Origin of the sequence: Arthrobacter sp. zg-Y1143 (assembly GCF_030125565.1) — a bacterium.
Taxonomy (GTDB): Bacteria; Actinomycetota; Actinomycetes; order Actinomycetales; family Micrococcaceae; genus Arthrobacter_B.
The window spans coordinates 110727-123874 of the sequence record NZ_JASKLW010000010.1; the positions used below are offsets into that span (position 1 = coordinate 110727).

Sequence of the window (13148 nt, forward strand, 5' to 3'; positions counted from 1 at the left end):
GCCGTACTGGTCTCCGACGACGACGGCCGCATCCTCCTGGTCCGCAAGCGCGGCACCTCGCGCTTTATGCAGCCCGGCGGCAAGCTGGAGCCCGGGGAGTCTTTCGTGCAGGCCGCTGCCCGCGAAATGGGCGAGGAACTCGGGGTGCAGGCCGCCCCGGCAGACCTGACGGACCTTGGCCGCTGGTACGGCCCGGCCGCCAACGAGGAAAACACCTTCATTGACGCCGGGCTGTTCGCGTGGACCGTCCCGGCCGGCGTCGAACCGGCCGCCGCGGCGGAGATCGAGGAAATCCTCTGGCTGGCCCCGGCCGCCGCGGCGCAGCGCACTGACCTGTCTCCGCTGCTGGCCGAACACATCCTGCCCCGCATGCTGGGCTGAGCGCCCTCGTGAGCCGCCTGCGCTGAGCCGCTTGCGCCTGAGTTGCCCGGGTTCCCTACTCGAGGAGCTCCGAGGCCTCCAGCCACTGCATTTCCAGTTCTTCCTGCTCGGCGGCAACGGCCTGCAGCTTGGCATTGAGCCCGCCGATCAGCTCAAAGTCCGCGCCGCCGGACTTCTGCGTGGCCTCATTCATCTGCGCGTTGATCTTTTCCGCCTGCGCGGTCAGCTTGCTGAGCTGGCGCTCGATCCGGGCCAGGTCCTTCTTCGCCGCCCGCTTCTCGGCTTCGCTGGCGCCCGAGCCGGCCAGCGCCGTCGTCGTTCCGCTTCCGCCCGTTGATCCTCCGGGGCGGGATGCTCCGGCGGCAGCGGCACGGGCCGCCTGCGAGGACCCGCGGGCAGCCGTGGACGCCGAGGAGTTCGCGGCCAGTGTTTCGTTGCGCAGTTCCAGGTACTGGTCGACGCCGCCGGGCAGGCCGCGCAGCTTCCCGTCGCCCAGCAGTGCCATCTGGTGGTCGGTGACCCGTTCCAGGAGGTACCGGTCGTGGGAGACCACCACGAGGGTACCGGGCCAGCCGTCCAGTACGTCCTCGACAGCGGCCAAGGTGTCGGTGTCCAGGTCATTGGTGGGCTCATCCAGCATCAGGACGTTCGGTTCACCCACCAGCAGGCGCAGCAGCTGCAGCCGCCGCCGTTCACCGCCGGAAAGTTCCCGGACAGGTGTCCACTGCCGTTGGGCACTGAAGCCCAGCTGCTCTACAAGCTGGCCGGCGGACAGTTCGCGGCCGCCCACGTTGAAGACCCGCTTCTCGTTTTCGATGACCTCGATGACCCGCTGGTCCGCCACCTCGTCCAGTTCCTTCACTTCCTGGGTCAGGACGGCGGTCTGCACGGTCTTTCCGCGCTTGAGCCGCCCGGCTGTGGGTTCGATCTCCCCGTTGAGCAGGCGCAGCAGGGTGGTCTTCCCGGCGCCGTTCACACCCACCAGGCCCAGCCGCTCACCCGGCGCCAGGCGCAGTGTGATGTTCCGGAACAGGTCAGTGTTTCCCAGCGTCAGGGACACGTTTTCCAGGTCCAGGACATCCTTGCCCAGCCGGGCGGTGGCCATCTTGTTCAGGGACAGCGTGTCGCGGGGTTCGGGCACGTCCTCGATCAGGTTGTTTGCGGCCTCGATGCGGAACTTCGGTTTGGCCGTGCGGGCGGGCGCGCCGCGCCGCAGCCAGGCCAGTTCCTTCTTGACCAGCTGCTGGCGCTTGTTCTCCACCACGGACGCCATCCGGTCGCGCTCGGCGCGGGCCAGCACGTACGCTGCGTAGCCGCCGTCGAACGGATCCACCACGGCGTCGTGGACCTCCCAGGTGCGTGTACAGATTTCGTCCAGGAACCAGCGGTCGTGGGTGACGACCAGCAGGCCGCCGTCGGTGGGACGCCAGCGCTGCTTCAGGTGCCTGGCCAGCCAGGCCACGCCCTCGACGTCGAGGTGGTTGGTGGGCTCGTCGAGCATAATCACGTCGTCGTCGCCGGTCAGCAGCTTCGCCAGCGCCACCCGGCGCTTCTGCCCGCCGGAAAGCGAGGAGACCTGCGCGTTCCAGTCCACTTCCTGCACCAGGCCGCTCATCACGTCGCGGATCCGCGCGTTGGATGCCCATTCGTAGTCTGCGGCATCGCCGACAATGGCCTGCCCTACCGTGAGGTCCCCGTCCAGCACGTCGGTCTGGTCCAGGTAGCCCACGGTGACGTCGCGGCGGCGGGTGACGCGGCCGTCGTCGGGGGTCTGCCGTTCGGCCAGCAGGCTCATCAGGGTGGACTTGCCGTCGCCGTTGCGGCCGACCATCCCGATCCGGTCGCCTTCCTCGAGGCCGAGCGATACCCCGTCGAGGATGGTGCGCGTGCCAAAGGAGATGCTGAGGTTTTCAGCGCCAAGCAGGTGTGCCAATCGGTACTACTTTCTGTGCGTGGGTGTTGCGGCGGAATCCGGGTCCGGTTCCGGCAGGACAACGGCGCCCGGTGCCGGTCCGTAGACGGCTATGGCTGCGTGGCCCCCGCCGCGCAGCGCCTCGGCCAGTGCGGCCGCATGGGCCTCTGAGGATGCGAGGAAGGCAAGGGTGGGGCCGGAACCGGAGACCATGCCGGCCAGGGCGCCGTTGCCGGCACCGGCCGCAAGGACGGATTCCAGCCCGGGTGCCAGTTCCAGTGCGGCGGGTTGCAGGTCATTGACTAGAACGCCGGCCAGGCCGGCAGTGTTCCCGGCAGCCAGGGCGCCCAGGATCCGCGGGTCCACCTCCGCGGGTTCGGCAACCTTGGCATCGGCCCGGAGCGCATCCAGGGCCGCAAAGACCTGCGGGGTGGAAAGACCGTAGGCAGCCGGCACCAGGACCCAGTGCAGCGGCTGCGGTGCGGGCACCGGGGTCAGCCGGTCCCCCACGCCCAGGCCGGCAGCGGCACCGCCCATCAAGGCGAACGGCACATCCGCGCCGAGGCCCGCGGCCAGCTCCGTAAGCTCACCGGTTCCCAGCCCGGCCTGCCACAGTTCGTTGCAGGCCACCAGGGCCGCAGCGGCATCGGCCGACCCTCCGCCCATGCCGCCGGCCACGGGGACCCGCTTGGCAATGTGCAGGTGTACCCCGGCCGAGGCCCGGCCGGCCCGGGCTGCTACTGCGCGGGCGGCCCGGGCGGCGAGGTTGCTGCCGTCCAGCGGAATGCCGGCCACGGGCACGCGGTTGTCGGGATCACTGACGGTCAGCCGGATTTCATCGCCTGCCAGCTCCGTAGCGGTGACTTCCTCGAAGAGGGACACGGCCAGGTACAAGCTGGCTACGCCGTGGTAGCCGTCCGCCCGCTGCGGGCCGACCTTCAGGGAGACGTTGATCTTGCCGGGGGTCCGGACACGGACGGAAGCCGGTGCGCTCATGTTTTCTGCGTCTCTTCCCTCAGGCAACCAGCGGTTTCGCGGCCTCGGCAATACGCGCGAACGCCGCGATGTCCAGGACTTCGCCCCGGGCACTCGGATCCACGCCCGCGGCGCGCAACGCCTTCTCTGCTTCGGCCGGGCTGCCTGCCCAGCCGGCAAGTGCGGCACGCAGCGTCTTGCGGCGCTGCGCGAAGGCTGCGTCGATCACGGCAAAGACCTCTTCGCGGCTCGCGCGGGTCTGCGGCGGTTCGTGCCGGGTGAACCCCACCAGGCCCGAGGCGATCTTCGGCGCCGGCCAGAAGACATTCATGCCGATGACGCCGGCCTTGCGCATGGTGGCGTACCACGCGGCCTTGACCGAGGGCACACCGTAGGTCTTGGAGCCGGGGGCGGCCGCCATCCGGTCTGCCACTTCGTCCTGGACCATCACCAGCCCGTGCTGGAGGGAGGGGAAGTGTTCGAGCAGGTGCAGCACAACGGGCACGGCAACGTTGTAGGGCAGGTTCGCCACGAGTGCCGTGGGTTCAGCCGGCAGCTCGGTGATCCGCATGCCGTCTCCCAGCACCACGTGCAGGTTCGAGGCGGATTCAGGCCTCCGCCGTGCCACGGTATCGGGCAGCTTGCCGGCAAGGACCGGATCAATCTCCACGGCCACCACCGTCCCGGCGGCGTCGAGCAGTCCCAAGGTCAGCGACCCCAGTCCCGGTCCGACCTCCAGCACCGTTTCACCGGGCCGGATATCCGCGGCAGCCACGATCCGGCGGATGGTGTTCCCGTCAATGACAAAGTTCTGGCCCAGCGTTTTGGTGGGGCGGACACCCAGTTCCTCCGCCAGCGCCCGGATATCCGTGGCGCCAAGCAGCGCAGGGACCGATGAACGGGGGGCGGGTTCGGATTCACTCACCCAGTAATACTAGCCGAGCGGGGCGTACGCGCCGGAGCCGGCATCCGGGTGCCGCAGGGGGCTCTTTCCGGTGAACGACGGCCCGGTTTCCGCACCCGGGGCACCCCGGAAGGCACTTGGCCGCTTTGCCTGCGAGAAGCGACGGATGCTCTGCCGCGGCCCGGCTCCGGGGGCTAGCATCGATCGCACTGGCGGGGCCCTACAGGCTGTCGCACCCGGTGATTGGCGGAACAACGATGGGCAAATCATTCGGCGAAAAGCTGCGCACGGCGCGGTTGGAACGGCATCTGACGCAGGCACAGCTCGGCAACGGCACTTTCAGGGCACGGGACATTTCCCTGCTTGAAACCGGGCGCCGCGAACCGGCACCCGGCGCGCCGGCCCTGTTGAGCCGGCGGTTGGAAAGCGGCCGCGGCGGAGCCGCTTCCGGTACGTGCGAAGACGGAGCTTTGTTCCTGGAACTCTCGGCGTGGCAGGCCCTGGATGAACGCGACTACGGCGGGGCATGTGTGCTGGCCGGCCGGGCCGCCGACGCCGCAGCAGCCGCCGGGGACCAGCAGTCCTGGTGGGCGATGACCCATTTGGCTGCCCGGTGCCTGCAGGCCATGTGCCGGGTCCGGGAGGCAGCCGGGAAAGCGTCCGGACTGCTCCGCCATCCGTTGGCTGCCGAGCATCCCGGCCTGCGTGCCCAGGCGGAAATCCTCCTCGCCCGCGCGTATCAGGGCATGGGTGAACTCGGCGAAGCGGTGGCCCATGCCCGTGCCGCCCTCCGGTCGGTACAGGGCTCCGCGCCCGGAGCCTTGCTGTTCCTTGAGGCCTGCGAAGCACTTTCGTCCGCACTGGCCGAATTCGGGCAGATCGACGAGGCATGGGAATACTGCCGCACGCTGGTGCTGCCTCTTTTGGAAACGGGACTTCCACGGGAGGCCAGGGGCCGGGCGTTGTGGGCCGTGGGCAATGTCGCCTTCCGCCGGGGGGATTACGGCACCGCACTCCGTTACCACCGGAACGCCGCCGTCCTGCTGCTGCCGGGATCCGACGTCGAGCTGTGGGCACGCTTCAGCAGTTCCACTGCCGCCATGCGGCTGGCGGCAGGCATTCACGATGCCGAGACACTGGCCTGCATAGAGCACGCCGAGGTGGGGATGGCAGTGGTGGGGCTGCCGGCGGCGGAGCAGTTGGAGCTGATCCACAGCCGCGGGCTATGGCTGGATCTCAACGGGGAACACATACAGGCGGTGGACATCCTCTCCGAGGTGTACGCGCACCGGGAGGAGCTTCCGCCCCAGGCTGCAGGGGAAGTTGCCCTCCACCTGGGCCTGGCACTGGCCCGGACCGGGGCGACCGACGCCGGGTCCCTTTACCTGGCCGACAGCGAGCAGTCTTTCCGTGCGGTGGGGGCCGGCGACCGTGCCGCACACGCGGCCGCCCTGGCCCACGAAATCACCACACGCTAAGCCCCCGGAACCTAGAGCAGGCCCAGCTTTGAGGCGCAGGACGGCCAGTGACCCCATCCGCCGCTGGCGCGGAGCTTCTCCGCCACCGCAATCTGCTGTTCAGGCGTGGCCTCGCCGGCCGTCGGAGCGTAGGCGCCTCCGCCGGCGCCCAACCAACTGGCGGAGCTGAACTGAAGGCCGCCGGAATAGCCGTTGCCGGTGTTGATGTGCCAGTTGCCGCCGGATTCGCACTGTGCCAAGGCAGCCCAGGTGCCCGAAGACGGTGCCTCCCCGGATCCGGCGGCCGCCCCTGCGGCAGGCGCGCCGGTTTCCGCCGCAGCGCGCTTCTTGGTACCCACTGCCACCGCTTCCGCCACCGGCTCACGCGTGACGTTTTCGCTGACCAGCGTCCGGCTGACTTCCCGGCCGTCCACGACCGTTACGGAAAAGACCTTGGTGCGTTCGCCGTCGACGCCGGGCGTGGTGACCTTTTTCTCGCCCTCGACTATGTCCGCGTTCGGCACCTCGCTGCTGGTAAAGGGCACCGGCTCGGTTACGGTTTCCTGTTTCCCGGCAGCGACACGGGTCACTTTCAGGCCCATGCCGTCCACAAGCGCTGCACTGCGGGGCGCCGACACCCGGTCGGCCGTCCCCAGGCTGACGCCGGTTTCCTTCAGCACATCGCGCACCGTCCCGGCAGTTGTGCTGACCGGGTGGGTGGCGCCGTCCACGATCAAGAAGACGGTCTTGGGGGTCGAGATGGAAATACGCCCGTCCAGGCCCTCCAGGGAAGTGTCCAAGGAAGCGGAAACCGCCGAATTCGTGGAGACCCGCAGCTCTGATACAAGGTCGGCGACGGTTTCCCCCGTGGTGTGCACAGTGGTTCCGTTGCCGTCCACCGTGACCTCCACTGCGCGTGCGCGGGTGATCTCAATGGCAGTGTCCTCTGTAAGGGCACTGGCAGGTGCCGGAGTGATCCGGTCTGCGGGATTCACCTCCACGTGGGCGGCGGCCAGCGCGTCAGCCACGGTGCCGCCGAAGGTCTGTACCTCCTGGCGGTCGCCGTCGACGGTGAGCACCACCGTCTTGGTGGCACCCACAAAGGCAACCAGCCCCAGGACCAGGCACACCATCACGGCCGCTTGGCCAACGATCTTTACCCCACGCTTTGCGAGTGAATTTGCCACGAATTCCCAAACTGTCACAGCATCCGGGCACGGGGACTTGAAGCACCGGGCGTGCGTTCCCGCCCACCGGCTGACGGCGGAGCAGGAGCGCGCGCGGCGCAGGCATGGCGGGCAGGGCCCACTGGAGCTGCGGAAGCAGCACTAGCACGGCCTTGCGAATTTATACAGATCTAGTCCGGATGCCTTCCCCGACCCCGGCTAATAGCTCCCTACCGTAACCGAACCGTGATCTGAGGGCAACCGAAGGTTCCGGCGCATTGCCGCGCCTGGAGTCCCCGCGGACCTCCCCCGGCAGCTAACGGACGTCCCACGAACCGTAGGCACGCTCGGTGTTGGCGGCCAGCCGCGCCCCCAGTTCGGCCAGATCAGCATCCAGCCGTTCGGCCATAAACCGCACGGTGTACGGCACCATATAGCTGGCGTTGGGCCGGCCCCGGTGCGGGTGCGGGGTGAGGTAGGGGGCATCCGTCTCCACGAGCAGCAGGTCCCGGTCCGCGACGGCGAGCGCTTCATGCAGGTTGGCGGAATTGCGGAAGGTCAGTGTGCCGGAAAAGGACATATACCAGCCGTTCTCACTGCAGGTCCGTGCCAGCTCCGCGTCTCCGGAGAAGCAATGGAACACCACCGTTTCCGGAGCTCCTTCTTCGGCCAGCACCCGCAGCACGTCGGCGTGGGCATCGCGGTCGTGAATCTGCAGGGCCAGTCCGAGGCGCTTGGCGATGTCGATGTGCCGGCGGAAGGAGTACTGCTGGCGTTCCAGGCCCTCCTCCCTCGTGCGAAAGTAGTCCAGCCCGGTTTCGCCTATGGCCCGGATGCGGGGGTGCGCGGCGAGCAATTCAATCTCCTCGAGCGCCGGTTCCAGTGCACCTTCGGCGGCCAGCAGCGGGGCATCGTTCGGGTGGATTGCCACCGCGCCCAGCAGCCGCGGATCGACGTCGACGGCGGCTGCGGTAAAACGGGAGGAGGCCAGGTCCGTGCCCACCTGGATGGCGCCTTTGACCCCTGCCCCCTCCGCCGCGTCCAGGGCCGCGGCAAGCGCAGCGGCAAGGCCGGCGTCCGGCCCGCCTGCAAAGTCGAAATGCGTATGGTTGTCCATCACCGGCACGGGCAGGGGCTCGGGTGCCGGCGGATAGCCCTTGCCGCTACGTCCCGGCGCCCCTGCCCCGGCACCGCCGGGCAGGTAGGCCTCCGGTGTGGTGCCGGGAAGATATCCGCTTCGATTACTCATGTTCTTAAGCCTAAGTGAGCTAGTACGCTGTACAGACAAGTGCCGCTGGTCGGGTCACTGGTCTGTCATGGGTCTGTCATTGGCGCAGGTTCCAGCTGAGGGAGCTTTCGCAGTTCCGCCGCTGCAGCGCCAGGGTGCCACCCGACGGGTTTGCTGATCGGACTCCCGGCGGTTCGCCGCCGGGCGGACCAATCGGGCTGCAGCTGCAACCGCCGACTATGGAAGGTGTCCATGGACGCTCCAATCCCGTCCGCCGCTGCGTCCCTTAACGCCTTCCCCTCCGGCCCGCCGGCATCCGGGCAGGGAACGGCTACGGCCCTTCATTCCGAGCCCTACACCCCCGATTCCTTCCGCTCAGCGGCGGACGGGATCCTGGCTGCCATCGGAACGGTGATCGACGGCAAGGAGGAAGCGGCCCGGCTTGTCCTGACCGTCATGCTGGCCCAAGGGCATGTGTTGCTGGAAGACGTTCCCGGCGTCGGGAAGACAATGCTCGCCAAGACGCTCGCCCGCACCATCGACTGCACCGTCAGCCGCATCCAGTTCACACCGGACCTGCTGCCCTCGGACGTTACCGGGGTGTCTATCTACAACCAGGACAGCCACCGGTTCGAGTTCCGGCAGGGACCGGTGTTCGCCAATGTCGTGATTGCGGATGAGATCAACCGGGCTTCCGCCAAAACCCAGTCCGCCCTCCTCGAATGCATGGAGGAGCGTCAGGTCAGCGTGGACGGCGGCACGCACCGGCTCTCGGCTCCCTTTATGGTGGTGGCCACCCAGAACCCCATTGAGATGGAGGGGACCTATCCCCTGCCCGAAGCGCAGCGGGACCGGTTCATGGCACGGATTTCACTGGGTTATCCGGATGCCCGGTCCGAAGCGGACATGCTGGAGAACCACCAGTCCGGCTCACCGCTGGAGAGCATTACCCCAGTGGTCGGCATGCGGGAAGCCTCTGCCATGATCGCCCGGGTGCAGGACATCTATGTTTCAACGGCGGTCAAGGACTACACGGTGGCGCTGGGCCGGGCCACCCGCGGACATCCGGACCTCCGGCTGGGTGCCAGCCCGAGGTCGCTGCTCCAGCTCCTGCGCGCAGCCAAGGCCTTCGCCGCATTGGAGGGCAGGGATTTTGTGCTCCCGGACGACGTCGCCTCGCTGGCCGATCCCGTCCTGGCCCACCGGCTCCTGCTCAACCGCAAGGCCTCCGGCGCCGGGGAGAGTGCTTCCAGCGTCATAGCTTCGGTAGTTGCCTCGGTCCCGGTGCCCCGCACGGCCGCCGGCGCGGAGCGTTCCCGCCGCTGATCTTCCGTACCGGCACCCGCCGGACCCCGAGCGAAAGGCCGCCATGGCACCCTCCTCCCTGACGGGGTTTTTCACGCCCCGCGGCTGGGGCCTGCTCGCGGCCGGAGCCGTGGCGCTGTTGGGGGCTGCTGCCCTGGGGCGCGAGGACTTGCTGGCCCTCGCTGTTCTCCTGATCTGCCTGCCTCTCCTCGCTGCTGCCACGCTCCGCCTGGTCAAACCGGGCTTCCAGGTTGACCGGTCCTTTGCCCCGCCGCTGGTGGAAACCGGTACGGCAGCCACCGTGACCCTGTCCATTCGGGGCCGGCCGGCATCGGTGTCACTGATACGGGAGGGACTCCCGCTGCGTTTCGGTGCCAGTCCGGTGTTCCGCTTTCCCCCCGAGGGCGGGGCCGAAACCGGAACCGGAAGTTACCGGTACCGTCTGCGCTCGGGCCGGCGGGGCTTGTACTCGATCGGCCCGGTGACCGCTGAATTCCTCGACCCCTTCGGCCTGGCCAAGACGGTCCACACCCTGGGCGGAACGAATCAGCTCGCGGTTGCCCCCGCACCCCGGGACCTTCCCCCTGCGCCGATCGTAGGGCCCGCGGGAACGGACGGGTCTTCCCCCAGCAGGCGCCGCGGCACCCCCAGCGAGGATGACGTGACCACCCGGGAATACCGGTACGGAGACCCTATGCGCCGCGTGCATTGGGCGGCAACGGCACGGCACGGCGAACTGATGGTCCGTCAGGAAGAACCCGTCACTGCACCCACTGCTTCCATCCTCCTTGACCAGCGCCGTCCCGCCTACGGGTCCCCTGGTGCCTTTGGCGCGGACGACGGCGGGCTGCTGACCTCCGAAACCTTTGAGTGGGCCGTCTCTGCCGTGATCTCCAGCGCCGTATTTTTCGCCGAGTCCGGATACGCCGTGCGCTTCACCGACGAGCTGTTCCGGCCCGGGCTGTCCCGCTCGCCGTCGGCCGTTGACGCCGACGAGCGCCTGTTCCACGGCGCCGATGGTCTGCAGGACCTCGCCGAAGGCCTGGCCGCGCTGGGCCTGGCCGATCCGGCCCAGGTTACCGGCGGCCCCGCACCGGCCGCCCCGTTCGGGGACCTGCTGCTCGACGGCCTGTCTGCTGGCCGTTCTCCGGGCCCGCTGCTGGTGGTGGCCGGGAGGATCAGCGCCGCCGAGGCAGCAGCCCTCGCGCCTGCAGCCCGGTATTCGGCGCAGCCCATGGTGCTGATGGTCAGTGACCGGCCGGCAGAACAGCGTCAGGCGCAACGGATCCTGCACGAGGCCGGCTGGAGCACGGTTGCCGTGGGCCCGGGTACCCCGGTCCCGGCCGCCTGGTCGCTCCTGCACGCCGGCAACACTCCGGAGCCTTCTCCGGCTGCGGCTCGGAGCGCTGCCCGTCCCGTTCGTTCCGCCCCGTCCACCGGTGCCGGAAGGGGTTCCGAATGACCACGCTCCTCTCCCGCCCGCAGCAGGCCCGCCCGGCCCCGTCCGCCCATGGAGGCCGCCCGGAACGCCGCGGGTCCGCCAACCTGCCCGTGGGCGCGGCAACGGCGGCGGCAGTGCTGCTGTCCTCGCTCAGCATCCACGGGGTCATCGAAGGCTGGTCCTGGCTCCCTCCCCTGATCCTGGCTGTAGTCCTTCCGCTCGCCGCTACTGCCGGCATCAGGCGGCTGGGATGGCCGTTGCCCCTGGTACCCCTGGCCGGTATTGCCGCACTGGTTTTGACGCTGACCTGGCTGTTCGCCGCCTCCTCCGCAGTGCTGGGATTCCTTCCGGGCCCGGCCGCTTTCGCCCGGGCGGACGCCCTGCTGGTGGAAGCGCGCACGGTAATCATCACCGAGGTCACCCCCGTACAGCCCCTGGCGGGCATCATATTTCTATGCTGCGCCGGCGTCGGGCTGGTGGCAGTCCTGGCGGATACACTGGCGGCCACCCTGCGGATGCCGGCCACCGCCGGCCTGGGCTTGTTTGCCGTGGTGATGATCCCGGCAGTGCTGAAACCGGAGAGCATCGGGCCCTGGTACTTCCTGTTGGCGGCCGCCGGATACCTTCTGCTGCTCGCCGCCGGATCGCGCCGGGAACAGCAGGCACCGGGAGTTCCGATGCCGCGCGCCTGGGCGGGCCGGAGCGCCGCCGTCTCGGCATCGGCGCTTCTCCTGTCACTGCTGCTTCCGGCAGTGCTGCCCGGCTTCACGGGCGGCGCGTTTCCGGAAGGCTCAAAATTCAACTTCTGGTCCAACACCACCGGCCTGAACCCGATAGTTACACTCGGCAACGACCTGCGCCAGCCGCAGTCCGCAGGACGGATCACGTACGCCACGTCCTCGCAGGAACCGGTATACCTGCGCTCAACCACCTTGGAGGACTTCTCCGGCCGCCGCTGGTCACCGGATCTGCGGACCGATGAGCGGCGCCAGGGAATAGCCGCGATGGCCGCTGGAACCACCGGGAACAGCACCCCGGAGGGAACACCGGGTACACCCGTGGTGACGCGGATCAGCAGCAAGACCTATGCCAGCCCCTGGCTCCTGGCCCCCTATTACCCGCTGGGCATCTCCGGCGCGGACGGGTCCTGGAGCTGGGACCCGAAGACCATGACGGTGCTCGACGACGGCTCGGACAGTTCCGGCGCGCAGGACTACCAGGTCCTCAGCGTTTCCGCGCAGCTCACTCCGGAGCAGCTGGCCGCGGTTCCGGCGGCGGACACCTCAGAGGTAGACCCGGTGTTCACCGACCTCCCGGAAGACCTGCCCGCCCGGATCGGCGAGGCAGCCCGGGACGCGGTGGGAGATGCGTCCTCGCCGTACACCAAGGCAATGGCCATCCAGAGCTATCTGCGCGGCCCCCAGTTCTCCTACTCCCTGGATGCTCCCGTGGAGGGCGGCTACGACGGGAACGGGATGGATGTCCTGTCCGAGTTCCTGGACCGCAAGGCCGGGTACTGCATCCACTTCGCGGCGGCCATGACCGTTATGGCCAGGTATGAGGGAATTCCGAGCCGGATGGCCCTGGGCTACGCTCCCGGCCAGTCCACCGGGGAGACTCCGGACGGGACCGGACCCAACGGCGAAGCGCTGACCGAATTTGAAGTGGACTCCACGGATGCCCATGCCTGGCCGGAACTGTACTTCGAAGGTGCGGGCTGGGTCCGGTTCGAGCCCACCCCGTCCCGCGGGTCGGTTCCGGACTATGCCCAGCAGGCACGGCCCGCCACCGGAGCGTCCGTGCGCGAGGATGAAGATCCCCGCGTTCCCGGAGCCCAGCCCGCGGTTCCGTCCGTACCGCGTGAGGATCCGCTGGAACCGGAAACGGTGCTGGAACCGGACGCTTCCCAGGGCACGGCGTGGACCGGCGGTGTACTGGCAGCTTTGGCGGCCGCCGCGGCCGCGCTGGCGCCCTGGGCACTGCGCCGGCGCCGAACAGCAAAACGCAAAACTTCCGGATCCCGTTCCGGGCCGGCGTGGGATGAAATAGCCGATCTGGGCCTGGACTACGGGTATCCGGGCCGCCCCTCGGATACGCCGCGGGCCTACGCACGGCGGCTGTCCGATGAGGCCGGCTTTGCCCCGCCTGCCGACGCCGCCCTGACCCGGATCTGCCGGGCCTATGAAGAGGAAGCCTACGCACGTGCGGACTCCGGGGTCCGGCCGGGAGGCGGAACCGTATCGGCCCGGCCGGCGGCGGATTGGGCTGATGTGGACTCGGTGCGGGCCGCGTTGCACGCCAACGCCCGCCTGTTGACCCGGCTCCGCGCCCGGTTCCTGCCGCCGTCGCTAACCACCCGCTTCCGGCACGGTTAGCTTC

9 protein-coding genes and 1 pseudogene are annotated in these 13148 nt (G+C 68.9%); 5 read left to right on the forward strand and 5 right to left on the reverse strand.

The genetic code is table 11. The annotated features are described in order from the left end of the window. Window positions 1-12 precede the first annotated feature (12 nt). A pseudogene (locus tag QNN98_RS12660) lies at window positions 13-381 on the forward strand (NUDIX hydrolase); the annotation flags it as partial. Window positions 382-436: 55 nt separating this feature from the next. On the opposite strand, the gene QNN98_RS12665 reads toward QNN98_RS12660, so the two are convergent. The 3 genes from QNN98_RS12665 to rsmA are packed head-to-tail and all read right to left on the reverse strand — an operon-like array spanning window position 437 to window position 4193. Further along, window positions 437-2314 carry an ABC-F family ATP-binding cassette domain-containing protein gene (locus QNN98_RS12665; RefSeq protein ID WP_283997597.1) on the reverse strand — a complete coding sequence of 626 codons (1878 nt, stop codon included), beginning with the start codon at window positions 2312-2314 and terminating at the stop codon, window positions 437-439. A 6-nt stretch (window positions 2315-2320) separates the two neighbouring features. Continuing rightward, window positions 2321-3289: a 4-(cytidine 5'-diphospho)-2-C-methyl-D-erythritol kinase gene (locus QNN98_RS12670; RefSeq protein WP_283997599.1), complete on the reverse strand. Its 969-nt coding sequence runs from the start codon at window positions 3287-3289 to the stop codon at window positions 2321-2323. 19 nt (window positions 3290-3308) lie between these two features. Further along, window positions 3309-4193, reverse strand: coding sequence for a 16S rRNA (adenine(1518)-N(6)/adenine(1519)-N(6))-dimethyltransferase RsmA (rsmA, locus tag QNN98_RS12675; RefSeq protein WP_227914121.1), 885 nt, complete (start codon window positions 4191-4193; stop codon window positions 3309-3311). Window positions 4194-4429: 236 nt separating this feature from the next. Between rsmA and QNN98_RS12680 the strand changes: the two genes are divergently transcribed. Then, window positions 4430-5650 carry an XRE family transcriptional regulator gene (locus QNN98_RS12680; RefSeq protein ID WP_227926973.1) on the forward strand — a complete coding sequence of 407 codons (1221 nt, stop codon included), beginning with the start codon at window positions 4430-4432 and terminating at the stop codon, window positions 5648-5650. Window positions 5651-5661: 11 nt separating this feature from the next. Here QNN98_RS12680 and QNN98_RS12685 read toward each other — a convergent pair whose 3' ends face one another. Together QNN98_RS12685 and QNN98_RS12690 are read right to left on the reverse strand one after the other, a co-directional pair. Continuing rightward, window positions 5662-6816 (reverse strand): resuscitation-promoting factor, encoded by a 1155-nt coding sequence (locus QNN98_RS12685; RefSeq protein ID WP_283997602.1) that lies wholly within the window; start codon window positions 6814-6816, stop codon window positions 5662-5664. A gap of 295 nt (window positions 6817-7111) precedes the next feature. Further along, complete coding sequence (locus tag QNN98_RS12690; protein ID WP_283997604.1) at window positions 7112-8044, reverse strand: TatD family hydrolase; 933 nt, start codon at window positions 8042-8044, stop codon at window positions 7112-7114. A 231-nt stretch (window positions 8045-8275) separates the two neighbouring features. On the opposite strand from QNN98_RS12690, the gene QNN98_RS12695 reads away from it, so the two are divergent. The 3 genes from QNN98_RS12695 to QNN98_RS12705 are packed head-to-tail and all read left to right on the forward strand — an operon-like array spanning window position 8276 to window position 13144. Then, the gene (locus tag QNN98_RS12695) at window positions 8276-9349 is read left to right on the forward strand and encodes an AAA family ATPase (RefSeq protein ID WP_227914118.1); all 1074 of its coding nucleotides are present in this window, start codon (window positions 8276-8278) and stop codon (window positions 9347-9349) included. A gap of 43 nt (window positions 9350-9392) precedes the next feature. Next, a complete protein-coding gene (locus tag QNN98_RS12700; RefSeq protein WP_283997606.1) occupies window positions 9393-10790 on the forward strand; it encodes a DUF58 domain-containing protein in 1398 nt (465 codons plus the stop codon). After that, the gene (locus QNN98_RS12705) at window positions 10787-13144 is read left to right on the forward strand and encodes a transglutaminase TgpA family protein (RefSeq protein ID WP_283997608.1); all 2358 of its coding nucleotides are present in this window, start codon (window positions 10787-10789) and stop codon (window positions 13142-13144) included. Before QNN98_RS12700 ends, QNN98_RS12705 begins: the two co-directional genes overlap by 4 nt. Window positions 13145-13148: the final 4 nt, after the last annotated feature.

Coding starts and splice junctions, on each gene's coding strand:
- QNN98_RS12670 (WP_283997599.1), bottom strand. CDS start 3,289: ATGAGCGCACCGGCTTCCGTCCGTGTCCGGACCCCCGGCAAGATCAAC.
- QNN98_RS12680 (WP_227926973.1), top strand. CDS start 4,430: ATGGGCAAATCATTCGGCGAAAAGCTGCGCACGGCGCGGTTGGAACGG.
- QNN98_RS12690 (WP_283997604.1), bottom strand. CDS start 8,044: ATGAGTAATCGAAGCGGATATCTTCCCGGCACCACACCGGAGGCCTAC.
- QNN98_RS12695 (WP_227914118.1), top strand. CDS start 8,276: ATGGACGCTCCAATCCCGTCCGCCGCTGCGTCCCTTAACGCCTTCCCC.
- QNN98_RS12700 (WP_283997606.1), top strand. CDS start 9,393: ATGGCACCCTCCTCCCTGACGGGGTTTTTCACGCCCCGCGGCTGGGGC.
- QNN98_RS12705 (WP_283997608.1), top strand. CDS start 10,787: ATGACCACGCTCCTCTCCCGCCCGCAGCAGGCCCGCCCGGCCCCGTCC.